Annotated in this window: 15 protein-coding genes and 7 pseudogenes; 10 read left to right on the top strand and 12 right to left on the bottom strand. The window is 66.5% G+C overall.

Going from position 1 to position 24801, the window contains the following annotated elements; all coding sequences use genetic code 11:
• Positions 1-61: 61 nt before the first annotated feature.
• The 6 genes and pseudogenes from JCM9942_RS19530 to JCM9942_RS01320 all read left to right on the top strand — a co-directional run.
• Positions 62-754: pseudogene (locus tag JCM9942_RS19530) on the top strand (amidohydrolase family protein); the annotation flags it as partial.
• A 150-nt stretch (positions 755-904) separates the two neighbouring features.
• Complete coding sequence (gene hutH / locus JCM9942_RS19535; protein ID WP_054657043.1) at positions 905-2446, top strand: histidine ammonia-lyase; 1542 nt, start codon at positions 905-907, stop codon at positions 2444-2446.
• Positions 2443-3292, top strand: a pseudogene (gene hutG / locus JCM9942_RS01310) (N-formylglutamate deformylase). The gene hutH and the pseudogene hutG overlap by 4 nt, the downstream one beginning before the upstream one ends.
• A 92-nt stretch (positions 3293-3384) precedes the next feature.
• Positions 3385-3684 (top strand): hypothetical protein, encoded by a 300-nt coding sequence (locus JCM9942_RS20580; RefSeq protein ID WP_425478288.1) that lies wholly within the window; start codon positions 3385-3387, stop codon positions 3682-3684.
• 67 nt (positions 3685-3751) lie between these two features.
• Positions 3752-4960, top strand: coding sequence for a urocanate hydratase (hutU, locus tag JCM9942_RS19560; RefSeq protein ID WP_425478287.1), 1209 nt, complete (start codon positions 3752-3754; stop codon positions 4958-4960).
• 961 nt (positions 4961-5921) lie between these two features.
• Positions 5922-6215 carry a hypothetical protein gene (locus JCM9942_RS01320; RefSeq protein ID WP_145974310.1) on the top strand — a complete coding sequence of 98 codons (294 nt, stop codon included), beginning with the start codon at positions 5922-5924 and terminating at the stop codon, positions 6213-6215.
• A gap of 22 nt (positions 6216-6237) precedes the next feature.
• Here JCM9942_RS01320 and JCM9942_RS18005 read toward each other — a convergent pair.
• A pseudogene (locus JCM9942_RS18005) lies at positions 6238-6390 on the bottom strand (VOC family protein); the annotation flags it as partial.
• Positions 6391-6552: 162 nt separating this feature from the next.
• On the opposite strand from JCM9942_RS18005, the gene JCM9942_RS01325 reads away from it, so the two are divergent.
• Positions 6553-7464 (top strand): polysaccharide deacetylase family protein, encoded by a 912-nt coding sequence (locus JCM9942_RS01325; RefSeq protein WP_054657022.1) that lies wholly within the window; start codon positions 6553-6555, stop codon positions 7462-7464.
• Between the two features lie 39 nt (positions 7465-7503).
• On the opposite strand, the gene JCM9942_RS01330 is transcribed toward JCM9942_RS01325, so the two are convergent.
• Entirely contained in the window at positions 7504-8631 is a 1128-nt protein-coding gene (locus JCM9942_RS01330) for a fatty acid desaturase family protein (protein ID WP_054657024.1), read from the bottom strand.
• Positions 8632-8634: 3 nt separating this feature from the next.
• Positions 8635-9696 carry a ferredoxin reductase gene (locus JCM9942_RS01335; protein ID WP_054657027.1) on the bottom strand — a complete coding sequence of 354 codons (1062 nt, stop codon included), beginning with the start codon at positions 9694-9696 and terminating at the stop codon, positions 8635-8637.
• A gap of 92 nt (positions 9697-9788) precedes the next feature.
• Here JCM9942_RS01335 and fabR point away from each other — a divergent pair, with 92 nt between their 5' ends.
• Positions 9789-10451, top strand: a complete 663-nt coding sequence (gene fabR, locus JCM9942_RS01340; protein WP_054657029.1) for an HTH-type transcriptional repressor FabR — start codon at positions 9789-9791, stop codon at positions 10449-10451.
• Between the two features lie 48 nt (positions 10452-10499).
• On the opposite strand, the pseudogene JCM9942_RS20475 reads toward fabR, so the two are convergent.
• Positions 10500-11607, bottom strand: a pseudogene (locus JCM9942_RS20475) (DUF1615 domain-containing protein).
• A 67-nt stretch (positions 11608-11674) separates the two neighbouring features.
• Here JCM9942_RS20475 and JCM9942_RS01350 point away from each other — a divergent pair.
• Both JCM9942_RS01350 and JCM9942_RS01355 read left to right on the top strand, forming a co-directional pair.
• Entirely contained in the window at positions 11675-12016 is a 342-nt protein-coding gene (locus JCM9942_RS01350) for a hypothetical protein (protein ID WP_054657030.1), read from the top strand.
• A gap of 5 nt (positions 12017-12021) precedes the next feature.
• Positions 12022-12906 (top strand): GGDEF domain-containing protein, encoded by an 885-nt coding sequence (locus JCM9942_RS01355; protein WP_218185447.1) that lies wholly within the window; start codon positions 12022-12024, stop codon positions 12904-12906.
• Between the two features lie 421 nt (positions 12907-13327).
• Here JCM9942_RS01355 and gyrA read toward each other — a convergent pair.
• The 8 genes and pseudogenes from gyrA to JCM9942_RS01395 form a co-directional block, all read right to left on the bottom strand.
• Positions 13328-16055, bottom strand: a pseudogene (gene gyrA, locus JCM9942_RS01360) (DNA gyrase subunit A).
• A 277-nt stretch (positions 16056-16332) separates the two neighbouring features.
• The gene (mtnA, locus tag JCM9942_RS01365) at positions 16333-17397 is read right to left on the bottom strand and encodes an S-methyl-5-thioribose-1-phosphate isomerase (protein ID WP_054657034.1); all 1065 of its coding nucleotides are present in this window, start codon (positions 17395-17397) and stop codon (positions 16333-16335) included.
• Positions 17398-17431: 34 nt separating this feature from the next.
• A complete protein-coding gene (locus JCM9942_RS01370) occupies positions 17432-18121 on the bottom strand; it encodes a DUF3011 domain-containing protein (RefSeq protein WP_054657036.1) in 690 nt (229 codons plus the stop codon).
• 121 nt (positions 18122-18242) lie between these two features.
• Positions 18243-19187 carry an EF-P lysine aminoacylase EpmA gene (epmA, locus tag JCM9942_RS01375; protein ID WP_054657037.1) on the bottom strand — a complete coding sequence of 315 codons (945 nt, stop codon included), beginning with the start codon at positions 19185-19187 and terminating at the stop codon, positions 18243-18245.
• A 115-nt stretch (positions 19188-19302) separates the two neighbouring features.
• Positions 19303-19785: a GNAT family N-acetyltransferase gene (locus tag JCM9942_RS01380; protein ID WP_054657039.1), complete on the bottom strand. Its 483-nt coding sequence runs from the start codon at positions 19783-19785 to the stop codon at positions 19303-19305.
• Entirely contained in the window at positions 19782-22259 is a 2478-nt protein-coding gene (gene ligA / locus JCM9942_RS01385) for an NAD-dependent DNA ligase LigA (protein WP_054657041.1), read from the bottom strand. Before ligA ends, JCM9942_RS01380 begins: the two co-directional genes overlap by 4 nt.
• 133 nt (positions 22260-22392) lie before the next feature.
• Positions 22393-23129, bottom strand: a pseudogene (gene zipA, locus JCM9942_RS01390) (cell division protein ZipA).
• A gap of 48 nt (positions 23130-23177) precedes the next feature.
• Positions 23178-24801: pseudogene (locus tag JCM9942_RS01395) on the bottom strand (coiled-coil domain-containing protein); the annotation flags it as partial.

Here is a 24801-nt window from a genome sequence, read left to right on the forward strand (position 1 = left end):
CGCCACCCGCGCCGCCGATGAGGCCGCGCTGATCGCCGCCAGCCTGCCGCGACTGGACGCGATGCTGGCCGAAGGCATCACCACCCTCGAGATCAAATCCGGCTATGGCCTCACCCTGGACGATGAAGCCCGCCAGCTGCGGGTGGCGCGCCAACTGGGCCAGCTGCGCAAGGTCGAAGTGGTGCCCACCTTCCTCGGCGCCCACGCGGTGCCACCGGGCCACGAGGCGCAGGCCTATATCAATGAAGTCTGCGCGGTGATGATCCCGGCCATCGCCGCCGAAGGGCTGGCCGAAGCGGTCGATGTGTTCTGCGAGAACATCGGCTTCTCCGCCGCCCAGGCGCAGCAGGTGTTCGAGGCCGCGCAGCGGCACGGGCTGGCGATCAAGATCCACGCCGAGCAGTTGAGCAACCAGCATGGTGCCGAACTGGCCGCCCGCTTTGGTGCGCTGTCGGCCGACCATATCGAACACCTGGATGAGGCCGGCATCACCGCCATGCGCGCGGCCGGCACCACGGCGGTGCTGCTGCCCGGCGCGTTCTATTTCACCCGAGATACCACCCTGCCCCCGATCCAGAAACTGCGTGCCGCCGGCGTGCCGATGGCACTGGCCACCGATTCCAACCCCGGCACCTCGCCGCTGACCAGTCCGCTGCTGGCCATGAACATGGCCGCCACGCTGTTCCGCATGACCGTGGACGAGTGCATTGCCGGCTTCACCCGCGAAGCGGCGCGCGCGCTCGGCCGCCAGGACCGGCTTGGCCGTCTGGCCGCCGGATTCGATTGCGATCTAGCGATCTGGGACATCGAGCGCCGGCCGATCTGGTCTATCGCATCGGCTTCAATCCGCTGCACGCGCGCGTCTGGCGCGGTCAGCCTGCATAAGTACGACTCCGGAGAACACATGAGCACGACCCTGACCCTTCGCCCCGGCCACGTGCCGCTTTCGCAGTGGCGGCAGATCTACCTAGGCGCGCGCGTCCAGCTGGACCCGGCCGCACAGGCCGCGGTGCTGCGCAGCGCGCAGGTGGTCGAGGCCATCGTCGCCAAGGGCGCGCCGGTCTACGGCATCAACACCGGCTTCGGCAAGCTGGCCAGCGTGCGTATCGAGCGCGAGGACCTACAAACCCTGCAGCGCAATATCGTGCTGTCCCATGCCGCCGGTGTGGGCGAGCCGATGCCGGCCAACGTGGTGCGGCTGATGATGGCGCTCAAGCTCACCAGCCTGGCCCAGGGCGCTTCGGGCATCCAGCCCAAAACGCTGGCACTGCTGGAAACATTCCTGCAGCACGACTTCATTCCGGTCATTCCATGCCAGGGCTCGGTCGGCGCTTCCGGCGACCTGGCCCCGCTGTCGCATCTGGCCACGGTGATGATCGGCGTGGGCGAGGCCTTCGTCGATGGCGTGCGGATGCCGGCCACCGAAGCACTGGCCCGCATCGGCCAGGCCGCGCTCACGCTCGGCGCCAAGGAGGGTCTGGCCCTGCTCAACGGCACCCAGTATTCGACCGCCTACGCGCTGGCCGGCCTGTTCGAGATCGAAACCGTCTTCCAGGCCGCGCTGGTTACCGGCGCGCTGTCGGTGGAAGCGGCCAAGGGCTCGGACACTCCGTTCGATCCGCGCATCCACGCCATCCGTGGCCAGCGCGGGCAGATCGCCACCGCCGCCAGCCTGCGCCAGCTGATGAGCGGCTCGGCCATCCGCGAATCCCACCGCGACAACGATGTGCGCGTGCAGGATCCGTACTGCCTGCGCTGCCAGCCGCAGGTCATGGGCGCCGCGTTCGACGTGATGCGCCAGGCCGCGACCACGCTGGAGATCGAGGCCAACGGCGTGTCCGACAACCCGCTGGTGTTCACCGACACCGGCGAGGCGCTGAGCGGCGGCAACTTCCACGCCGAGCCGGTGGCCTTCGCCGCCGACATGCTGGCCATGGCGATCTGCGAGATCGGCTCGATCAGCGAGCGCCGCACCGCGATGCTGGTGGATCCGGCGCTGTCCGGCCTGCCGGCCTTCCTCACCCCCAAGCCCGGCCTCAACTCCGGCTTCATGATTCCGCAGGTCACCGCCGCGGCGCTGGTGTCGGAGAACAAGCAGCGAGCCTATCCGGCCAGCGTCGATTCGATCCCGACCTCGGCCAACCAGGAAGACCATGTCTCGATGGCCGCACATGGCGCGCGCCGCCTGCTGGCGATGGCCGAGAACGCCGCCAACGTGGTCGGCATCGAACTGCTGGCCGCCGCGCAGGGCTGCGACTTCCATGCCCCGCTGACCTCCAGCCCGGCGCTGGAGGCCGTGCGCGCCACGCTGCGCGCACAGGTGCCGACGCTGCAGGACGACCGCTATTTCCATCCGGATATGGTCGCCGCCACTGAACTGGTGCGTAGCGGCGCCCTCGCCCACGGCCTGGACGCGGTGCTGCCGCATGTGGAGCCCGTGTCATGAGCGCCGCGCCGGCGTGGTTGCAGATCCATCGCGGCACCGCGCCGCTGATCGTCAGCTTCCCCCATACCGGCACCGGACTGCCCGCCGAACTGGCCGGGCAGTTCGTCTCGCCGTGGCTCGCGCGTCGTGATGCCGACTGGTGGGTGCACACGCTGTACGCCTTCGCCCGCGAGCTGGGCGCCACCACGGTGCGCACCGCCATCTCGCGCTCGGTGATCGACGTCAACCGTGATCCCTCCGGGGTGAGCCTGTATCCGGGGCAGAACACCACCGGCCTGTGCCCGCTGACCACCTTCGACAACCAGCCGCTGTACCGCGACGGCTGCGAACCGGACGCGGCCGAGATCGCCCGTCGCCGCGACACATATTTCATGCCGTACCACGCCGCGCTGGAAGCCGAGATCGCGCGCCTGCACGCCGACCACGGCACCGTGGTGGTGTACGACGCGCACTCGATCCGCTCGAACATCCCGCACCTGTTCGACGGCCAGCTGCCGCAGTTCAACCTCGGCACCGCCGGCCCCACCGGCGAGCCGGACACGGCCTGCGACAACGCGCTGGCCGATGTGGTCGAGAACCTGTGCGCGCTGAGCGGCCTGGGCCATGTGCGCAACGGCCGCTTCAAGGGCGGCTGGATCACCCGCCACTACAGCAACGTGCCCGCCGGCGTGCACACCTTGCAGATGGAGCTGGCCTGCCGCGGCTACATGCACGAGCCGGCGCCGGGCGATGTGGAAGTACACAGCTGGCCCACGCCCTACGCCCCTGCCCGCCGCCACCGCGGTGCGCGACACCCTGCAACAGGTGCTGCGCGCCTGCCTGAACTTTGCTTCCCGGAGAGATTGATGACGACCCGCCACGACCCTTCCCGCAGCCCGCGCGCGCCGCGCGGCGCCACACTCAACTGCAAGTCCTGGCAGACCGAAGCGCCGTTCCGCATGCTGCAGAACAACCTCGACGCCGAAGTGGCCGAAGACCCGGCCTCGCTGGTGGTCTACGGCGGCATCGGCCGCGCCGCGCGCGACTGGGAGAGCTACGACAGGATCCTGGAAACCCTCAAGCGGCTGGACGACAACCAGACTCTGCTGGTGCAGTCGGGCAAGCCGGTCGGCGTGTTCCCCACCCACCCCGATGCCCCGCGCGTGCTAATCGCAAACTCCAACCTGGTGCCGCACTGGGCCAACTGGGAGCACTTCAACGCGCTCGATAAGAAAGGCTTGATGATGTACGGCAGATGACCGCCGGCAGCTGGATCTACATCGGCAGTCAGGGCATCGTCCAGGCACCTACGAGACCTTCGTCGAGATGGGCCGCCAGCACTACGGCGGCAGCCTGACCGGCAAGTGGATCCTCACCGCCGGGCTGGGCGGCATGGGCGGTGCGCAGCCGCTGGCTGCCTCGCTGGCCGGCGCCTGCTCGCTGACCATCGAATGCCGCCAGAGCAGCATCGATTTCCGCCTGCGTACCCGTTACGTGGACGAGCAGGCCACCGACATCGACGATGCGCTGACGCGTATCGCCAGGTACACCGCCAGCGGCGAAGCCAAATCCATCGCGCTGCTCGGCAACGCCGCCGAGATCCTGCCCGAGCTGGTACGCCGCGGCGTGCGTCCGGACGCCGTCACCGACCAGACCAGCGCGCACGATCCGGTGCACGGCTACCTGCCGATCGGCTGGACCGTCGAGCAGTGGCTCACCGAACAGCAGGCCAACCCTTCGATGGTTCGTGACGCCGCCAAGGCGGCGATGCGCGTGCACGTGGAGGCAATGCTGGCTTTCCACGCCGCCGGCGTCCCGACCGTGGACTACGGCAACAACATCCGCCAGATGGCCTTCGACGAGGGCCTGAAGAACGCCTTCGACTTCCCCGGTTTCGTGCCGGCCTACGTGCGCCCGCTGTTCTGCCGCGGCGTCGGCCCGTTCCGCTGGGTCGCGCTGTCCGGCGACCCGGAAGACATCTACAAGACCGATGCCAAGGTCAAGGAGATCATCGCCGATGATCCGCACCTGCACCGCTGGCTGGACATGGCGCGCGAGCGCATCGCCTTCCAGGGCCTGCCGGCGCGCATCTGCTGGGTCGGTCTGGGCCTGCGCCACAAGCTGGGCCTGGCCTTCAACGAGATGGTCCGCAACGGGGAGCTGAGCGCGCCGGTAGTGATCGGCCGCGACCATCTGGACAGCGGCAGCGTCGCCTCGCCCAACCGCGAGACCGAAGCGATGAAGGACGGCTCCGACGCCGTCTCCGACTGGCCGCTGCTCAACGCCATGCTCAACGTCGCCGGCGGCGCCACGTGGGTGAGCCTGCACCACGGCGGTGGCGTCGGCATGGGCTACTCGCAGCATTCCGGCGTGGTCATCGTCTGCGACGGCAGCGAGGAAGCGGACAAGCGCATCGCCCGCGTGCTGTGGAACGACCCCGGCACCGGCGTGATGCGCCACGCCGATGCGGGTTATGAGATCGCCATCGAGTGTGCGAAGGAAAAGGGGTTGGACCTGCCGGGGATTCTTGGCTGATTTGACCACGGGGAGGTTGTGCAATCACCTCCCCATAATCGGATATCCCATAAAGGGCAGCCTCCGGGCTGCCCTTTTGTCTGGCGCTCTTTTATCCATAGAGCCGTAGGCTGGGGTGGCCTTATCAACCCAGCTTCGTTCCAGCGCGAACGGAAGATCAAGATCAAAGGCGTTCCGTTTGCTGTCGCAACCGGGTGACTTTTGACGCGGCAAAAGTCACCAAACCGCTTACGCCGGACGCATGCCGATGCGATGAAGCCGCATCGGTGCCCTGCGCTTCTCGCGGATCGGGGCGGCGCGGAACTCGCTGCGCTCAGACACCCGCGCCTTTCTCCCCCGATCCGCTGCGATGCTCGGCATGCTTTCACGGCTGGGGAAAGTCAAAAGCGCCAGCACAACATTGCTGCGCCCTACCCTCCCCGGCGTTGCTGTTGCCGATCTTTTGCGCTACCGGCGTCCACTTACGCCCTAGGCCGAGGCAATTAGATACGTTTTCAGAACAATCGACCAATAATCGCTCGACTGCGACCATAAATCGCTCGTGCACGACCAGAAAATGGTCGGCGTCGACCATATATCGCTCGACGTCGAGCAGAAAATGGTCGCGCGCGAGCAAAAACCGGTCGTCGCCGACCGGAAAACGGCCGCCACTGGCCGTTGACGGGTCATGACCGGAAGGAACCGGCCGGGTGCGGCCCGGCCAATCCCCTCACCGCTCGCCCCCTCGGCGCCATGCGGCCACAGGGGTGGCTCCGGGGCCGACTGCCACGCCCGGCTGATCAAGGCATGGACCGGAACAGTAAAGGGAATCGCACGCTGTCGCCGCCACAGCGCACTTTAGAAAATCTGCCAGCGGTCGAAAACATGACGGTCGCACATCCCTTTCCGGGATGCACCGCGCCGGCTGGTTCGAGCGCGAACGTGCCGGAAAACATGCCCCCATCGTGCGATGTCGAACCTGATGAAGCCTCCCTTCAAATTCCGCCCGGGCTTGCTGGTCTGCAGCCTGGCGCTGGCGCCATTCGCCCACGCCGGAGCGCCCCGCGACAGTCTGGCGGTGTCGCGGGTGCTGGTGGAGCACTGCCAGACGCGCACCGATCCGGACGCCCGGCCCATGGACTTCGGCGTACCGGGCTTCGCCTGCGCGCACACCACAGTCCCTTCCGGCCGCGCCGGCGAAGCGATGGCGATCCGCTGCTCCTTTGGCCGCTACCCGTCAGTCACCCTTACGGTGGTCGCGCAGCTGACGTTCTGAACGGTCCCGGGTGCCCCGGCGCCGTTAGTAGTTCGCCGCGCATGCCGGCCGGGTAGTCGTCGGGAGCGCGATGGACAGCGGTGACGCGGCTGTCGGGAAAGGTCGCCGCATAGAAGCTGGCCGCCTCCAGCGCGGCGTGGTCGTACCACAGGCAGATCGTGTTCTTGCCCGGCATCGGGCGTCTCCCGTTCGGATAGACAGGACGATCGCCACCCGCGGCAGCGATTGCGCTAAGGCAATGGTTTATCACTGCGGTTGTAAGCAGGCGGTCATGGCCAGCCTTCTGTGCACGGCAGCTACACTCCGGTGCCGCCCCGCTTCATGACGGCCCAGCCCCATGCCGCTGCTGTTGCGAATCTTGAAGTTGCTGACCCTCAGCGCCGCCTTTCTCATGGCCGGCGCGCAACAGCTGGGCCTGACGTTTGACGATGGTTTGAACCCCGACACCGAACCCCACGCGCCGCGGTGGAGTGCACAGATCCTCGCCGGCCTGCGTCAAGCCGAGCTCACCGCCATGGCATTTCCCTCGCTGGCCCGCACCGGGGAAGGCCAAGGACTGGCGCTGATCCGGCAATGGGCCGAGGCCGGCCACGCCATCGGCAACCACACCGCCTCGCACCGCAGCCTGTCCCTGCCTTCGATCACCCTGGCCGGGTTCATCGCCGATGTGGATCGGACCGACGCGGTGTTCGGGAGTTATCCGAACAGGGTGCCGTTGTTGCGCTTTCCCTATCTGAAAGAAGGCAACAGCGTCGAGCGCCGCGACGGCATGCGCGCCTGGATGCAGGCCCACGGCTACCGCGCCGCGCCGGTTTCCATCGACGCCAGCGACGGGTACTACGACCAGGTGTATGCGGCGCACATTGCCAAGGGCGACACTGACAGGGCCAGCCGGGTGAAGCGCGCCTATATCCAGCACCTGCTGGACCGCGCCAGCTACTACGAGGCGCTGGCCGTCACCACGCTGGGGCGCAGCCCGGCGCATGTGCTGCGGTTGCATACCAACCAGATCAATGCCGACGCGCTGGGCGAGATCGTGGCCGCGTTCCGGGCCCGCGACTGGACGCTGGTGAACCCGTGTATCGCGTTCGATGATCCGCTCTATGCGCGCCAGCCCGAGACGCTGCCGGCCGGTGAAACCATCGTGTGGGCGCTGGCCAGGCAGGCCGGCCACGCCGGTTTGCGCTATCCGGCCGAGGATTCCACCGATGAGGCGCCGGTACTGTGCGCGCAGGGCCTGCTGCCGTAAACACCGACGCCGCCCGGAGGCGGCGTCGGTGAGGGTGTCTCAGCCGGCGTCCAGCTGCGCACCAGCCGGCAACGGCTCGCGGCGTGCCGGTTTGCTGGGGAAGGCGTGGCGCAGGATGCGCCACATCACCTGGCCGAACTGGCGTGGCATCGAACCGGTGTTGTAGTGCTGGCCATAGCGGGCGCAGATGTCCTTCACTTCCACCGCCATCGCCGCATAGCGGTTGGCGGGGATATCCGGATAGAAATGGTGTTCGATCTGGTGGCTGAGGTTGCCGGTCATCACGTCCATCCACTTGCCGCCGGTCAGGTTGGACGAGCCGCGCAGCTGGCGCAGGTACCAGTGGCCGCGGCTTTCATTGCGCACGCATTCCTTGGGGAAGGTTTCGGCATCGGCGGTGAAGTGGCCGCAGAAGATCACCACATAGGTCCACACGTTGCGGATGAGGTTGGCCGCCACGTTGCCCAGCAGCACCGGCAGGAAGAACGGGCCGGCCAGCGCGGGGAACAGCACATAGTCCTTGAGCATCTGCTTGCTGATCTTGCGGCCGACCGGGCGCGCCTGCCGCCACAGCTGCTTCAGGGTCATCTTGCCGGCCAGCACCCGGCCGATGCGCAGGTCCTGGATGGCGATGCCCCATTCGAACAGCAACGCGAACACCACCGCCACGAACGGCTGGGTCAGGAAGAACGGGTGCCAGCGCTGCTCGGGGAAGATGCGCAGCAGGCCATAGCCGATGTCGTCATCGAGTCCGCGCACGTTGGTATAGGTGTGGTGGCGGAAGTTGTGGGTCTTGCGCCAGTTCTCCGAGGTGCCGACGATGTCCCATTCGTAGGTCTTGCCCTGCAGCGCCGGATCGCCCATCCAGTCGTACTGGCCATGGATGACGTTGTGTGCCAGCTCCATGTTTTCCAGGATCTTGGACAGTGCCAGCAGCAGCACGCCGGCGATCCACGCCGGGACCAGCACGCTGTGCACGAAGGCGCCGAGGAACAGCAACGCGCGGCCGGCCACGCCGGTCCAGCGCACCGCGGCCACCACCTTGCGGATATAGCGCGCGTCGCTGCCGCCGAGGGTGGCGAAGTGGCGCGCACGCAGCGCATCCAGTTCGTCACCGAAGGCCTGCAGCTCGCGCGACGAGAGTGCACGGTTTTTCACGGAGGACATCGCTTAAAGCTCCAGGATCAGATCGGTGCTAGCGCTGCTCACGCACAGCTTCAGCGGAACGGACGGCTCGCCGGCGTACTCGCCGGTCAACGTATGACGGGTGACGCCGGCGACCTTGCCGCAGACGCAGGTATTGCAGATCCCCATGCGGCAGCCGCTGGCCGGCTGGATGCCCTGCGCTTCCAGGGCCTGCAGCAGCGGGGTGCCGCGCGCCACGGTAAGCGTGCGGCCGCTGTGGCGCAGTTCCACCTGCACCGTGCCCTGCTCCACCTCGGGCAGGACCGGCAGGCTGAACGCCTCGCTTTCAAACCTGGCCACCTGGTCGTGCAGGCGCATGCGCGCCGCCTCGACAAAGCCGGCCGGGCCACAGGCCAGTACCCGGGCGTTGCCCAGATCCTCGATGCCGGCGAACGACCACTGGTCCACGCGCGCGGCGGGCGCGGCAGGGTCGCGGGTCAGCGCCAGATGCAGGCCGAAGTCCGGATGCCGGGCCGTCAGCGCCTGGAGTTCATCGACAAAGCACAGCTCTTCCCTGCGCCGGGCCCAGTACACCAGGTCCACCGGGGCCGGCATGCCGGCATCGGCCAGCTGGCGCAGCAACGCCCGCATCGGGGTGATACCACTGCCGGCGGCCAGCAGCAGCAGGCGCTGGCCGGGAGTGGCCGGGACGGTCATCTCGCCGAACGCCTGGCCGAGGCTGAAAACCTCGCCCAGTGCGGCCTCACGGGCCAGGTGCTGGCTGACTTTGCCTCCGGGGATCGCCTTGACGGTAATCGCCAGCCGGCCATTGGCCAGCGGCGTCGGACTGTAGCTGCGGGTGAGCAGGCGCCCGTCCACTTCCACGCCCAGATTGACGTGCTGGCCGGGCAGCAGACCGTCGAAGTGGCGATTGGGCTGCAATTCCAGCGTTACCGCATCGGCGCTGGCGGCCGTACGCCCGACCAGACGCGCCAGCGGACGCCGCAGCGTCCACAGCGGATGCACGCGGGTGGACCAGAAATCGAAGAAGCCTTCACTGAACCAGTGAATCGGCGGCGGCGCGGCATTGCGGTAGACGGCACTCATGACTGAACTATACGGATGAGCGCACACCTGTGTATACAGGTGTATACCCTCCATACCGGCTATGATTCATTGTCCTGACCGGCCCGAGCCTGATGACCACCCACGACCTGCCCTTGCCGACCGCCGATGACGCGCACACTCCGCGCAAAGCCTCCATCTCGCGTGACGACCTGCTGGCGGCGGCCCTGTCCCTGGTCGGGCCGCATCGCAGCGTCTCCACGCTGAGCCTGCGCGAGGTAGCGCGCGAAGCCGGCATCGCCCCCAATTCGTTCTACCGCCAGTTCCGTGACATGGACGAACTGACCGTGGCGCTGATCGATCTGGCCGGCCGTTCGCTGCGCACGATCATCGGCCAGGCGCGTCTGCGCGCGGCCGACAGCAACCGCGGGGTGATCCGGCTGTCGGTGGAAACCTTCATGGAACAGCTGCGCGCCGATGACCGGCTGATGCATGTGCTGCTGCGTGAGGGCACGGCCGGCACGGATGCGTTCAAGCACGCGGTGGACCGCGAGCTGGGTTACTTCGAAGACGAGCTGCGGGTGGATCTGGTGCGGCTGGCCGCTCTGGACGGTGCCAGCCTCTATGAGCCGGCGCTGGCGGCCAAGGCCATCACCCGGCTCATCTTCGCCATGGGCGGCACGGCGATGGACCTGCCGGCGGAAAAAGATCCCGAGCTGATCGAACAGATGAGCCAGATGATCCGCATGATCATCACCGGCTCGCGCGCCCTGGCGCGCCACCCTCCCAACACCTGAGCCCTGGCGGTTGCCCGCCTGGCAGCGGCGGCACCGCTGTTGCGCGCTTCAACGTTGCAGACACTGCCGGTAGCGCGCATCGACCCGGTTGGCGAACCACTGCGTGGTCAACGCGCGGGTGATCTTGGGGCTGTCCAGGCGGATGCCGGGAACCCGTGGCAGCGGCTTGCAGGCGCTGGCTTGAGCCAGTGCGAACAGCTTGGCATGCAACGCGCGGTCACTGAACTGCAAGCGGTCGCCCTGTTCCAGCGCACGGCGGATCGTGCGGCCATCCATTCCCAGCTGCGGCGCCAGGCGTCGCAACGCGCGCTCGGTCTGGACGTGCTCGTCCATGGGCGCGCCAGGATCGAGCAGATCGCCATCCAACGCCAGCGTGCTGCCACTGGCCAGGGCCACCGCCTTCTGGAACGCGGCATTGCGACTGGCATACCAGCCGGCGTTGGAGTCGGCGAAGCGGTGCACTTTCTGTATATACGGGGTCGTGTAGCCAATCAGGTGCAGGGTGCCGAAGTACAGCACGCCGCGGCGGGTGAATACCTCGTTGCGGATGCTCCCGGGGACCGGCCACGGATAGCTGCGCGCCTGGCGTTCGGCGAATGGGATACCCACCTGCATCGCACCACCGGTCTGCACCGGGTTCTTGCCGGCGAACAGGCGCGCCCCCCAGCGGCACACGACCGATAATGTCCTCCCACAGTGCGCTCAGCTCGCGCTCGGTGCGCACCCGTGCCCGATGCTCGGCATAGCTGCGGCCATCTGCCGCCCTCACCTTCAACCCGGCGTCAACCAGTAGCGCGGGAATATGCGATGACGCGGCACGCCGGTCGATTTCGCGCTGTGCGATCTGCGGCAGATCCGCCACGGCCGGGTCCGCCTGACAGCCCGACTCCTGCTCGATCACCGCAAGTACCGCACAGATGTTTTCCGGATGGGGCGTGATCGCCTGCGCGACGAATACCGCCTGGATATCGGCCGCCCATCCGCCACGATCACGGGTGCCTGCCGGGATACGGCGTTCGATACCCGCCCGAACCGCCAACGCCGCCGGAGCCGGCATTGGCGGAGGAAGCGTGTGGCAGGAGACCAGGGCCCAGGCCAGCGGCAGACTCGCCAGTAGCGGCGGCGTACACGGACACGCCACCGCTGCGCCGACCATCGCGTGCGCCCAGCCTGCCCATATACTTCGCCCCCGCCTGTCCCAATCGCCGAACGTGGCTTGACCCTTGAGCGCCACCGCTGAACAGTACTTCCCGCTCGTGGTCCCCGCCACCTCCCTGCTGCTCGGGTTGGCGCTGCTGGCTGGTTGGCGCTCTGTGCGCGGACACCGTTATCTGTTGTGGTTGGCCGCGGGCTACATGGTCACTGCCGTTCCGCTCGCCGCCCAGATCCTGATGGACACCCCGCAGCTGGCGACCTGGTCGGTACTCACCGGTGCCTTGTACTGTGCAGGCAGCTGGGCCACCGCGCAGGGTTTCGCGCTCAGATCCGGCAGCAGGGTGTCGGCGCGCGCGGCGCTGGCCGTCAGCTCGGCACGTTACTTGCGCTGTTGTGCTTCTCGCGATTGAACGACGTGCTGGGCGCGCGCATCGTCTTCCTCAACCTTGGCATGGGACTGCTGCTGGCATTGGCGCTGCCGGTGCTGTTCGGCCGCGACCGGGCGGACACCCTGTTCGAACGCCTGCTGCGCCGGACCTATCTGCTGCTGGTGGTGTACGCGCTCCTGCGTCCGCTGCTGGCCGGAACACTGGCCGGCTGGTTCAGCAGCAGTGGCATGCCGCGCTCAGGTCTGTGGCTGTGGATGCTGGCTTTCAATCTGCTGCTCAATCTGTGGCTGTTGTTTCTGTTGCTGGGCGGCGTGGCCCAGCAATTGATGGGAGAACTGCGCCACGAGCGCAACCACGACCCGCTCACCCTGCTGCTCAACCGCCGCGCTTTCTTCCAGATCGCCCACCAGCGCCTGCAGCACGGCACCGCCGCCCACTGGGCACTGCTAGCCTGCGACGTCGATCATTTCAAACAGGTCAACGACACCTGGGGCCATGCCGTTGGCGACAACGTGCTGCGGCAAGTCGGTGCACTGCTGCAGGAGATGACGCGCCCGGATGATCTGGTCGCGCGTTTCGGCGGAGAGGAATTCGTAGTGCTGCTGCGCTGCGATGACCTGCCAACGGCCACCCGGATCGCCGAGCGGATCCGGAGCGGCCTCAGCCAGATGCGCTGCTCCCCGGCGAAACACACCCTGACCGCCAGCTTTGGCGTCACTTTGGTAGCGGGCGCGGAGGACCTGGAAAGCGCACTGGAGCGCGCAGACCAGGCGGTATACCGGGCCAAGCACGAAGGCCGGAACCGGGTGGTCGCCAGCCCATCACCTGGCGCAGCCGGCAACATCTGCCCGACCCCGTCTACAGCGGCTGTCGCTCAACCTGATGACGCCGCGCGCAAGGCAACCCGATAGCCACCAGCCTTCGCCAGCAGGGGACGCGCTCCGGAGGCGGACATGGATCTGCCCTCCTCCAGGCGGCCTTCGGGATCGATCGTTTGCCCCTGCAGCATCTCCGTCACGCAGCCGGAACAGCGAGATCCTGCAAGCCTGCCTGGATGCGATTGCGACGATAGGTCACAGGCACGCCGGTGCTGGCCCGATCACGCAGCGTCCACCGTGCGTCCTTTCCCACTTGCTCACTGCCAAGCGCAGCGCGTTGGGCCAAAGCTGCAGCCCTATGCCGGCCGCACCGCCGAGCCGGAAAATGGCCTGGAACAGCGGCGGTGCTTCATGGCGCGGATGCCCATGTCGAGTTCTGCGCGGGCTGCTGCACGCTGATTTCCGACACAGAAAACGCCGGCTTGCGCCGGCGTTTTCTTTTACCTGAAGCCCGTCAATCAGGCCTCCGGTGTCGCCTCTGGCGTCTGCCCTTCGACAGCCGCACCCTCAACCACGGCGGTATCCACGGCTTCGTCATCCAGCTGTCATCACCGGCTTCCAGGGACGCGTCCAGGCGTTCGACCGCCTGCAGCTTCTCGCCCTTGGACAGGCGGATCAGGGTGACGCCCTGGGTGTTGCGGCCGACGCGCGAGATTTCCGAACCGCGGGTACGCACCAGCGTGCCGCCATCGGAGATCAACAGCACTTCATCGCCCGTACCCAGCAGCACCGCGCTGACCAGCTTGCCGTTGCGCTCACTGGTCTGGATGCCGATCACGCCCTGCGTACCACGCCCCTTGCGCGGATAGTCGGCCAGCGGCGTGCGCTTGCCGTAGCCGTTCTCGGTCGCGGTGAGGATGTACTGCACGCCGGTGTCATCGGCACCGGTGTCGACGATATCGCCGCCCTCGGTTGCCACGTCCTCGACGTTGCTGTCGTCCTCGTTCTCGTCCTCGGCGCCGCCGGCGCTTTCAGCCACGATCAGGCTGACCACTTCCTCGCCCTTGGCCATCTTGATGCCGCGCACGCCCGTGGCGGTGCGGCCCATCGAGCGGACCTTGTCTTCGGCAAAGCGCACGGTCTTGCCATTGGACGCGAACAGCAGGACGTCACGCTCGCCATCGGTCAGGCCCACGCCAACCAGCGCATCGCCCTCGTCGAGGTTGATGGCGATCTTGCCGCGTGCCAGACGGAACGCGAACTCGCTCAGCGGGGTCTTCTTGACGGTGCCATGACGGGTGGCGAAGAACACGTACTGGTTCTCGTCGTACTCGCGCACTGGCAGTACCGCCTGCACACGCTCGCCACTTTCCAGCGCGATCCAGTTGATGATCGGGCGGCCACGCGCATTGGAGCCGGCTTCCGGCAACTGATGCACCGGCAGCCAGAACACCTTGCCCGCGCTGGTGAACGTCAACAGCGTGTCATGGGTATTGACCAGCCACAGTTGTTCGATCGAATCCTCGTCCTTGGTCGCTGCGGCGCTGCGGCCACGGCCGCCACGACGCTGGGCACGATAGGCGCTTACCGGCTGACGCTTGACGTAACCGGCACGCGACAGCGTGACCACCACGTCTTCCGGCGCGATCAGATCCAGAATGTCGAGATCTTCCTCGCTGTGGCGGATCTCGGTACGGCGTTCATCACCGAACTCGCTGCGCACGGCGATCAGCTCGTCGCGGATCACCTGCAGCAGCACTTCCGGGTTTTCCAGGATACGGATCAGGCCAGCGATGACTTCCAGCAGGACCTTGTATTCCTCGGTCAGCTTGTCCTGCTCCAGCCCGGTCAGGCGGTGCAGGCGCATTTCCAGGATCTGCGTGGCCTGGACGTCGCTGAGCTGATACAGGCCATTAACCAGGCCCAGGCCCTTGGGCAGGTCTTCCGGGCGCGAGGCCTCGGCCCCGGCAGCGCCCAGCAACGCACCCACCAGACCCGGCTCCCAGGTCTTGGTCAGCAGGCGCTCCTTGGCTTCGCCCGGATTGGCCGACGTCTTGATCAGCTCGATCATCTCGTCGATGTTGGCCAATGCGACCGTCAGACCTTCCAGCACGTGCGCACGCGCACGCGCTTGCGCAGCTCATAGATGGTGCGGCGGGTGACCACCTCGCGACGGTGGCGGATGAACGCCTCCAGCATCTGCTTGAGGTTCAACAGCTTCGGGCGGCCATCGACCAGCGCCACCATGTTGATGCCGAACACCGACTCCATCTGGGTCTGCTGGTAGAGGTTGTTCAGGACAACTTCCGCCGACTCGCCACGCTTGATCTCGATGTAGATGCGCATGCCGTCCTTGTCGGACTCGTCGCGCAGCTCGCTGATGCCTTCGAGCTTCTTTTCCTTGACCAGCTCGGCGATCTTCTCGATCAACCGCGCCTTGTTCACCTGGTACGGAATCTCGGTGACGATGATCGATTCGCGGCCGTTGTCGGCCACTTCGATATCGGCCTTGGCGCGGATGCGCACCCGGCCACGACCGGTCCGGTAGCCGGCGATGATGCCGGCAGTACCGTTGATGATGCCGGCGGTCGGGAAGTCCGGACCCGGGATGTACTCCATCAGCCATCGACGTCGATCGTCGGATCATCGATCAGCGCAATGCAGGCATTGAGCGATTCGGTGAGGTTGTGCGGCGGGATGTTCGTCGCCATACCCACGGCGATACCGGCCGAGCCGTTGACCAGCAGGTTCGGGAACCGGGTCGGCATGACCGTCGGCTCCAGCTCCTTCTCGTCGTAGTTGGGCTGGAAATCGACGGTTTCCTTGTCGAGATCGGCCATCAGCTCGTGCGAGAGCCGCGACATGCGAGCCTCGGTGTAACGCATCGCGGCGGCGGAGTCGCCATCGACCGAACCGAAGTTACCCTGGCCGTCCACCAGCATGTAGCGCAGCGAGAAGGGCTGTGCCAGGCGCACCAGCGTGTCGTACACCGACTGGTCGCCATGCGGATGGTACTTACCGATGACGTCACCGACGATACGCGCCGACTTGAAGTACGGCTTGTTGCTGTGCGCACCCAGCTCGCTCATCGCGAACAGGACGCGGCGATGGACCGGCTTGAGGCCATCGCGGGCATCGGGGAGTGCGCGCCCGACGATCACGCTCATTGCGTAATCGAGGTAGCTCTTGCGCATCTCGTCTTCCAGGTTGACCTGGATGATTTCCTTGGCGTTTTCTGCCATTCGGGTTCCGTTGTCTGGTAGCGATCCCGTCCGGCGACGGGCCTGTGACAGGCGGCGATGCCGGAAACTCGAATCAACCTGCGGAGTCTAGCACAAAGGACGGTTTTCCGCCGCCGCCAGCCGGGTTTTTACCCGAGTAAATCAGCAACTTAGACGCCCCTCGGGATGCCGCCGGAATACGTGACCGCGGCCCCGCCCGCCCAAGTGGCGCACGGATGGGCCGCGAACTGGCAAAACACGCCAGTCCTCACGTCCCCACTCCGCTGCGGACCTGCCTTCAGCCGCCGAACGCGGCCTTCATCGCCGCGGTGTCCGGCTGCAGGATCACGCCACGTTCGGTGACGATGGCATCGATCAGCTCACCGGGGGTCACATCGAACACCGGATTCCATGCGGCGATGCCCTCGGCTACGGTGCGCACGCCACCAACGCCGAACAGCTCACCCGGATCGCGCTGCTCGATCTCGATCTCATCGCCGTGCGCGGTGTGCATGTCCACGGTGGACGATGGCGCCACCACCATGAATTTGACGCCATGGTGGCGGGCGGCAATGGCCAGCTGGTAGGTGCCGATCTTGTTGGCGGTATCGCCATTGGCACAGATGCGGTCGGCGCCGACGACCACCCACTGCACCGCCCCGGTCTTCATCAGATGTGCGGCCGCCGAGTCGGCAATCAGGGTGGCGTCGATGCCATCCTGCTGCAGCTCCCAGACGGTCAGGCGGGCACCCTGCAGCCACGGCCGCGTCTCACCGGCGAACACGCGCTCGATATGCCCTTGCGCCTTGCCGGCACGGATCACGCCCAGCGCGGTGCCGAAACCGGCAGTCGCCAGCGACCCGGTGTTGCAATGGGTCAGCACTCCGCTGCCCGGGGCGATCAGTGCGGCGCCCAGCGCGCCCATGAGGCGGTTGGCTGCCAGATCTTCATCGGCGATAGCCTGCGCCTCCCGCTCCAACACCTGCTGCCAGTCAGTGCCAGCGGCGGCCAGCACCCGCCTCATCCGCGCCAGCGCCCAGGCCAGATTCACCGCGGTTGGCCGTGAGGCATTGAGCTTACCCAGCGCCGGTTCGAGCCGCTGCACCGCCTGCGCGCCGTCCGCGGCCTGCACATCCCGCGCTGCCAGCACCACGCCCCACGCAGCGGCGATACCGATGGCCGGCGCACCGCGCACAGTCAACGCATGGATCGCCTCGGCGACCGCGTCGCTGTCATGGCACTGCACATGTTCGACCACGAACGGCAGCTTGCGCTGGTCCAGCAGCTCAAGCGCTTGGCCGGTCCAGCGGATCGGGCGGATATGGTCGTAGCGGGCGTAATCGAGGGAGTTGGAATCGTTCATGGCGCCATTGTAATGGGCGCCACACAGGCCCGCCTCAGTCCACGGAGAATTCCGCGCGGCAACCGTCATCCACCCAGACGCCGGTGCGATCCCAACCCCAGTTCTGCCCCTCGATGCAGGCCCTGGAGGACAGCTGTTTTACCAGCGTCACCTTGCGCTCGACGGTCACTCCGCATTCGCGGCGGAGATTGCTTTTGGATTCGCAGGTCACCCGTCGCGGGACATCCACGAAGCCGGAGCCATCGGCCGCACCAACCTCGAACTGGCCCTGGCAGCCCCGGCTCACCCACACCTGGTTGCGCCCGTAACCCCACGTGCGGCCTTCCTTGCAGGGCAGTACGGACTGTTGCCGGAGCAGTCGCACCGGCGCCCCGCGCAGCAATACCGGGCATACCTCCGTGCGTCCTCGCGACTCGCAACGCACCACCCGGCGCCCTACCCGCTGCGCAGCGGTGGGCTCTTCCGCGGCAAATTCGGCGCGACAGCCATTGGCGACCCACACACCTGCAGCGTCCGTGCCCCAGTCCTGTTCACGAATGCAACTGTGCTCGGACAGCTGTCGTACCAGCTGTATGCCCCGGGCAAGGTTGGCCGGGCAATGCATGCGTTCTGCGCCTTTCGATTCGCACCGCACCACCGTGTCAGCGGCAAGCACAGGATCGGGCGTTTCCGCCGCCACCAGCATCGGCATGGCACACAACAGCACGGCGTAAATGCTCCTCATCCGACCTGCCTATCCAAGAGCCTGAGGTATTCCGTTGACCGACACACTGCCTGCATGACCGTGATCAGAGCATCATCATCGACGATGAGCCAGTGCTGGGCCACGCAACGTCTGGTGGTCTTCAGGCGTGGGCGAAATCGAAAGCCAGCACATCGGCGATGCATCCTGTGCCGCCCAGCGCCATCAACAGCCGATCCACGCCGACCGCCACACCGGCGCAGGCCGGCAGCGTCGGTAGTGCGGCGAGGAACAGCTCATCCAGCGGTGGCAGCGTCGCCGCGCGCGTGCGCCGCACCTCGAGGTCGCGCTCAAAACGCTGGCGCTGTTCAACAGCATCGTTGAGCTCGTGATAGCCGTTGGCCAGCTCGAACGGTCCCAGATACAGCTCGAAGCGCTCGGCCAGCGGCGGTTCGCCCGGGCGGATGATCGCCAGCGCCGCCTGCGTGGCCGGCCAATCGTGGATCACGGTGATGCTATCGGCCGGAAACTGCGACTGGATGCGATGGGTCATCAGCAGATCCAGCCAGTCATCACGGGTCAGACCTGCCGGGTCGATACCGATCTCGCCCAGCCCGGCGCGCAGCTGCGCCTCATCGGCCAGGAAGGGATCCAGCCCCAGCGCCTCCACGAACAGTTCGCGATAGGTGAGGATGCGCACCGTGGCCTGACGTCCGCGCTGGGCCAGGGCGGCCTGCACCAGCTCGATCGTTTCACCGATCAGGCGATGGTGATCCCAGCCGACCCGATACCACTCGAGCATGGTGAATTCCGGGTTGTGGCGACCGCCAGCCTCGCCATTGCGGAACACCCGGCCCAGCTCGTAGCAGTCGCCCACACCGGCGGCGAGCAGTCGCTTGAGGGGATATTCGGGCGAGGTGCGCAGCCAGCGCAGCGCTGGCCCGGCGCTGACATGCCCGCTGAAACGGGTATGGAAACCTTCGATGTTCGGCTCGGTGTTGCCGGCCGCGGACATGATCGGTGTTTCCACTTCCAGCACGTCACGCTGCGCGAAGAACTCGCGGATCAGCGCGTTCAGACGGGCACGCTGGCGCAGGGCCTCAATCATGGCGCACACCTGATCGCTATGGATGGTGGGAATGCCGGTTTTGCAGGAGCAAAAACCGGCCGTGCGCCACCCTGCGGGCGGCTTCGCCGTGAAAAACCGCTGTCCTGCCGTTTTTTCATGGATGCAGCCCGCGCCCGGCACTGGTCAAAGGCAAGGTCAGGATGTCGCGCTCGTCATCGCGATAGCCGGCCGCCAGATACAGCCGTTTTGCCCGGGCATTGTGATGGTTCACTTCCAGCCGGATAACGGCCGCGCCCTCGCCTGCGGCCCAGTCGCGTGCCAGCGCCAGCGCCTGTCGGCCCCAGCCACGGCCACGCACGGCCGGGGTGAGATACAGCTCGTCGAGCAGCACGAAACGGCCACCCTGCTCCACGCTGAAGCACCAGCCCAGCGTGATGTAACCGGCCTCGGTAACGTCCTCGCTGGACAACAGCAGCACCGCGCCATGACTGGCGTTTTCGAGCAGCGAGCGCAGCCCCGGCTCAACCAGTCCGGACTGGTACAGGATTTCGTCCTCGACATAGAAGTCGCGAACCATGGCGATGAGGCGCGGGAAGTCCTCTGGCCCGGCGATGCGGGCCTGCAACGTGTTGCTCATGCGGTTTTTCCGTTATCGGCCAGGAAGGCGAGCAGGCGGGCTTCATCCCACACCTCCACGCTCAACTCATTGGCCTTGTCCAGTTTGGAGCCAGCTTCGGTGCCGGCCACGACGAAGCTGGTTTTTTTCGACACGCTGCCGGCCACCTTCGCCCCCAGCGCTTCCAGCCGCGACTTGGCGTCCTCACGACTCATCTGCGCCAGGGTGCCGGTCAGCACCACGGTCTTTCCTTCCAGCACGCCTTCGGCCTGCAACGCCGCTTCGGGCGTCCGCGCCAGCAGTTCAGCCAGCGCATTGCCGGCAGCCGAAAACAGGGTGGCATTGGCGTCAACGTCCAGCCACGCTACCAGCGCATTGGCCGTTTCCGCAGGCAGGCCGGCGGTAACAAAGTTGTGTGCGCTTTCATCGAGGATCGCATCGACCGAAGCAAACGCCTGTGCCAGCTGTTTGGCCCGTACCGGCGTAACCTTGGGGATTTCCATATCCGACAGCAGATTGGCCAGTGTCAGCTCCGTCCGCAGCTTGGCGCTGGGCGCGTGCCTGTCGGTGATCTGCACCCCACGCGCGAGCAGCGCATCGATGGCCTGCTGGTTGCCCGGCTGCGCCATGAAGTGGCCGATCGCGCGCGCCACTTCACCGCCGATATCCGGCACCCGCTTGAACATCGGCCATGGCAGGTGCCGGATCAACTCCAGATCACCGAACCATGCGGACAGCGCTTTTGCAGTGCTCTCGCCGACGTGTTCGATGCCCAGCGCGAACAGCAGCCGCTCCAGCGTGGTCCTGCGGCTGGCCTCGATGGCGCCGATCAGGTTGTCGGCCCAGCGGGTGGCGATCTTCTTCGTATTCCACTGGAAACTGGCAGGTACCGACAGCACCTGCGCACGCCAGCCGGCTTCGGCCCCATCCAGCTTGAGGATGCGGTTGAGTGTGTCTCCACTGCCCTCCGGCGCGAGGTGCAGCTGCAACTGGGCGGCCAGAGATTCGGGCGAACCGGCATCCAGCACGAGCTTCAGCAACAGCAGCTGGTCGCGTTGCAGGGCATACAGATCGGCCACGCCGCGAACGATGCCGGCATCGACCAGCGTTTCGATGTACTTGTCGCCCAGTCCGTCGATGTCCATGGCCTTGCGTGAGGCGAAGTGGGCGATGGCCTCCTTGCGCTGCGCCGGACAACTCAGCTCACCGGAGCAGCGCCACGCGGCCTCCCCCTCTTCGCGCACGATCTCCGAACCACAGACCGGGCAGGCGCGCGGCATCTGCCACGGTGTCGTGCCCTCAGGGCGACGCTCGGCGATCACACTGACCACTTCCGGAATCACATCGCCGGCACGGCGTACGATCACCGTATCGCCCACACGCACATCCAGACGCGCGATCTGGTCGGCGTTGTGCAGCGTGGCATTGGTCACCACCACGCCCGCGACATGTACCGGCTTCAGCCGGGCCACCGGCGTGGCGGCCCCGGTACGGCCGATCTGGATCTCGATCGCCTCCACCGTGGTGCTCTGCTCCTGCGCCGGGAACTTGTGTGCGATGGCCCAGCGCGGGGCGCGCGCGACAAAGCCCATCTGCTGCTGGCCGTCACGGTCATCGAGCTTGTAGACCACCCCGTCGATATCGAAGGCCAGGCCGTCGCGACGTTCGCCGATGTCACGGTAGTACGCCAACAGGCCTTCGGCGCCTTCCACCACCGCGCACAGATCGCTGACCGGGAAACCCCAGAGAGCCAGCTGCGCCAGGGTTCCCGAATGGGTCGCCGGCAGTGCGCCGCCAGACACTTCACCCAGGCCGTACGCGTAAAAGCTCAGTGGCCGCTGCGCGCTGATCTTCGGATCGAGTTGGCGCAGCGAACCGGCCGCACCATTGCGCGGATTGGCCAGCACCTTGCCGCCGTGCAGACGCGCCTGCTCGTTGTAGCGCTCGAAATCGGCGCGGGGCATGTAGACCTCACCCCGTACCTCCAGCACCTGCGGCCAGCCTTCGCCCGCCAGCTGCTGCGGTATCACCTTGATCTGGCGCAGGTTGGCGGTCACGTCCTCGCCGGTCGCCCCGTCGCCGCGGGTCGCGCCCTGCACGAACACGCCGTTCTCGTAACGCAGATTGATCGCCAGTCCATCGAGCTTGGGTTCGGCCGAGAACAGCAGTTGCTTGCGATGCAGCCGTTCATCGATGCGGCGGACGAAATCGTGCACCTCGGCCTCGCTGAAGGCATTGCCCAGCGACAGCATCGGCACCGCGTGCACCACCTCGGCAAAACGCGAGGATGGCTTTCCGCCGACCTGCCGGCTGGGTGAATCACCGCTCTCCAGTTCCGGGTGCTGCGCCTCGAGCGCTTCCAACTCGCGCATCAACCGGTCGTATTCGGCATCGGGAATCAGAAGCTCGTCACGCTCGTGATAGGCGCGCGATGCCCGGGCGAGCTGCTCGCGCAACGCGGCAATGCGCTGCTGTGCGGGAATATCTGTGGTCATATCCGGAATTTTAGCGCCTTCCTGTCAGCCAACCGAGCGGATCCCTGGTCGCGCCAGCAAAGGTAACGTCGCCGGCGTTCGTCCAAAAGCAAAGCCCCGCAAGCGGGGCTTTGCAGATCTCCAGATGCAGCGCTTACCAGCGTGGCGACTTGGTCAGCGGCGGTGCCTGGTGCTGGCGGTCATAGGCGCGCAGCTCGTCACGGATATGCGCGATGCGCTGGCGCCCCAGGGCGTTGCGGCTGTCATCGAGCACCACACCGTCCAGCAGCTCGGCCATGCGTTGCACCGTGGGCAGCATCTTCTCCCAGCCATCCAGTGCCGTCATTGGCGCCGGCAACGTCAGGAAGAACGCGATAGCCGGCGTTTCCATCTCGCGGATATGGGTCATATCGAAGCTGCCGGGCTTCATGATGCTGGCCATACTGAAGATCGGACCGCGCTCGGGATGCCCCTCCACCAGGCGGTGGAAGACATTCATATAGCCGAACACCAGCCCGGTCTTTTCTGCGGCGACCACGATGTCTTCACCGCGCAGCACTTCGCCCGCACGTGCAGCCACATACAACGAGACGATCTTGTCGAAATCCTGGCTCGGACGCTTGCCCAGATCGCTGCCCGCCGATGGCTCGACATCCGGCAGCCCGAGCTCGGGCTGGGTGACACTGGCGTCCCCGTCGAGGCTGCCGTCTTCTTCGGAGGCGACGTCGCCGGTCTCGCCCAGCACCGGCTCGCGGCGCTGGCGTTCGACCTCCGCCGACTCCTTGCGCTTGCCTGCGGGGCCCGCTTCGGGCGGCCAAACAGGAAAATGGCCGCAATGAGCAGCAGTCCGGCAGCCAGGATGCCGATGCGCAGAAGTTCCGTGTCGGACATTCGATGCGTACTCCGGATTAATCGTTCAGGTGGTTAAAGAATGGCACGTCAGGCCGCGCCCGCCAATCGCGCAGCCTCTTCCAGGTCCACGCTGACCAGACGGCTCACGCCCGGCTCGCGCATCGTCACGCCCGAGAGCTGATGCGCCGCTCCATCGTCGCCTTGTTGTGGCTGACAAACAGGAACTGCACCTTCTCGCTCATCTCCTTGACCATCGTGGCCAGGCGACCGACGTTGGCCTCGTCCAATGGCGCATCCACCTCGTCCAGCAGACAGAACGGCGCGGGATTGAGCTGGAAGATGGCGAACACCAGCGCCACCGCGGTCATCGCCTTCTCGCCACCGGACAGCAGCGAAATGGACGACACGCGTTTGCCCGGCGGGCGCGCCATGATCGTCACCCCGGTATCGAGCAGATCCTCGCCGGTGAGTTCCAGATAGGCGTGACCGCCGCCGAACAGGCGCGGGTACAGCGCCTGCACCCCGGAATTGACCCGGTCGAAAGTGTCCTTGAAGCGGCCACGGGTTTCACGGTCGATCTTGCGGATGGCATCTTCCAGCGTTTCCAGCGCGGTGGTCAGATCCACGTTCTGCGCCTCCAGATACTCCGAGCGTTGCGAGGCCTCTCCGTACTCCTGGATTGCGGCAAGGTTGACCGGCTCCAACCGGCGCATGCGCGCATCGATCTGGTGCACCGCCTGCTCCCATTCGGACAGCTTCGCGTCGTCCGGCAAGGTGTTGAGGACGTCCTGCAACACGAAACCGGCTTTCTCCACCGCCGCGGAAAGCTGATCGGCGTTGAGCACCAGCGCCTGCTGGTCGAGCTTGCGCTGGGAGATACGCTCGCGCTGCGCCAGTGCCTGCTCGTCACGCTGATGCCGGGTCTGCTCCAGCGCCCGCAGTTCGGCATCAATGCTGTCCAGCTGCGCGCGCGCCTCGCCCAGCGCCCGATCGGCGCGGACCCGCTCGCCCAGCGCATTCTGATGCTCGGCCTCCAGCGCCAGCACCGGTGAATCGCCCTCGTCCAACTGCGAATGCAGCTCACCCAGGCGCGAATCCAGCTGTCCGCGCTGGTTGATCATCCGCTCCAGCGCGTGGCTCAGCGAGGTGACCTGTGCGCGTTGCGACTCCAGCGTCAGCGCCAGGGCGTGCATGCGCTCGCGCACGCTGCGCGCGGCATCGCGCGACAGATCACGCGCTTCGGTCAACCGCCGGCGCTCGCTTTCCAGCGCCTGGCGAGTGCCCTCCAGATCGCCCATGCTCGACAGCGCGTCCTCCAGTCGCATACGCGCCTCGCCGGCCTGTTCGCGGCTGGCCTCGAGTGTTTCCAGCAGCTGCGACAGCTCGCTTTCAATGCGGTCGATCCGGCTGCGCGCCGAATCCAGCTTGCCCTGCTGGCTCTGCAGTTGTCCGGCCAGCTCCGACGCGCTGCGATGCGCCTGATACAGCGCACGCTGCGCCTCTTCCCGATGCTGTTCGGCGGCAAGTGACTGCTCGCGGAAGCCTGCCAGCAGCTGCTCCAGCTGCGCCTCGCGCTCCTGCAGCATTTCAATCTGCTCGCGCAGGCTGACGATCTCGCGCTCGCGCAGCAGTGCGCCCTGCTTGGCCGCGCCCGAGCGCGAAACGCGCACCCAGCCGTCGCCCAACCGCTCACCGCCACGGGTGATGACAG

This window comes from Stenotrophomonas pictorum JCM 9942 (genome assembly GCF_001310775.1).
GTDB lineage: Bacteria > Pseudomonadota > Gammaproteobacteria > Xanthomonadales > Xanthomonadaceae > Stenotrophomonas > Stenotrophomonas pictorum.

Coding starts and splice junctions, on each gene's coding strand:
- hutH (WP_054657043.1), top strand. CDS start 905: ATGAGCACGACCCTGACCCTTCGCCCCGGCCACGTGCCGCTTTCGCAG.
- JCM9942_RS20580 (WP_425478288.1), top strand. CDS start 3,385: ATGCTGCAGAACAACCTCGACGCCGAAGTGGCCGAAGACCCGGCCTCG.
- hutU (WP_425478287.1), top strand. CDS start 3,752: ATGGGCCGCCAGCACTACGGCGGCAGCCTGACCGGCAAGTGGATCCTC.
- JCM9942_RS01320 (WP_145974310.1), top strand. CDS start 5,922: ATGAAGCCTCCCTTCAAATTCCGCCCGGGCTTGCTGGTCTGCAGCCTG.
- JCM9942_RS01325 (WP_054657022.1), top strand. CDS start 6,553: ATGCCGCTGCTGTTGCGAATCTTGAAGTTGCTGACCCTCAGCGCCGCC.
- JCM9942_RS01330 (WP_054657024.1), bottom strand. CDS start 8,631: ATGTCCTCCGTGAAAAACCGTGCACTCTCGTCGCGCGAGCTGCAGGCC.
- JCM9942_RS01335 (WP_054657027.1), bottom strand. CDS start 9,696: ATGAGTGCCGTCTACCGCAATGCCGCGCCGCCGCCGATTCACTGGTTC.
- fabR (WP_054657029.1), top strand. CDS start 9,789: ATGACCACCCACGACCTGCCCTTGCCGACCGCCGATGACGCGCACACT.
- mtnA (WP_054657034.1), bottom strand. CDS start 17,397: ATGAACGATTCCAACTCCCTCGATTACGCCCGCTACGACCATATCCGC.
- JCM9942_RS01370 (WP_054657036.1), bottom strand. CDS start 18,121: ATGAGGAGCATTTACGCCGTGCTGTTGTGTGCCATGCCGATGCTGGTG.
- epmA (WP_054657037.1), bottom strand. CDS start 19,187: ATGATTGAGGCCCTGCGCCAGCGTGCCCGTCTGAACGCGCTGATCCGC.
- JCM9942_RS01380 (WP_054657039.1), bottom strand. CDS start 19,785: ATGAGCAACACGTTGCAGGCCCGCATCGCCGGGCCAGAGGACTTCCCG.
- ligA (WP_054657041.1), bottom strand. CDS start 22,259: ATGACCACAGATATTCCCGCACAGCAGCGCATTGCCGCGTTGCGCGAG.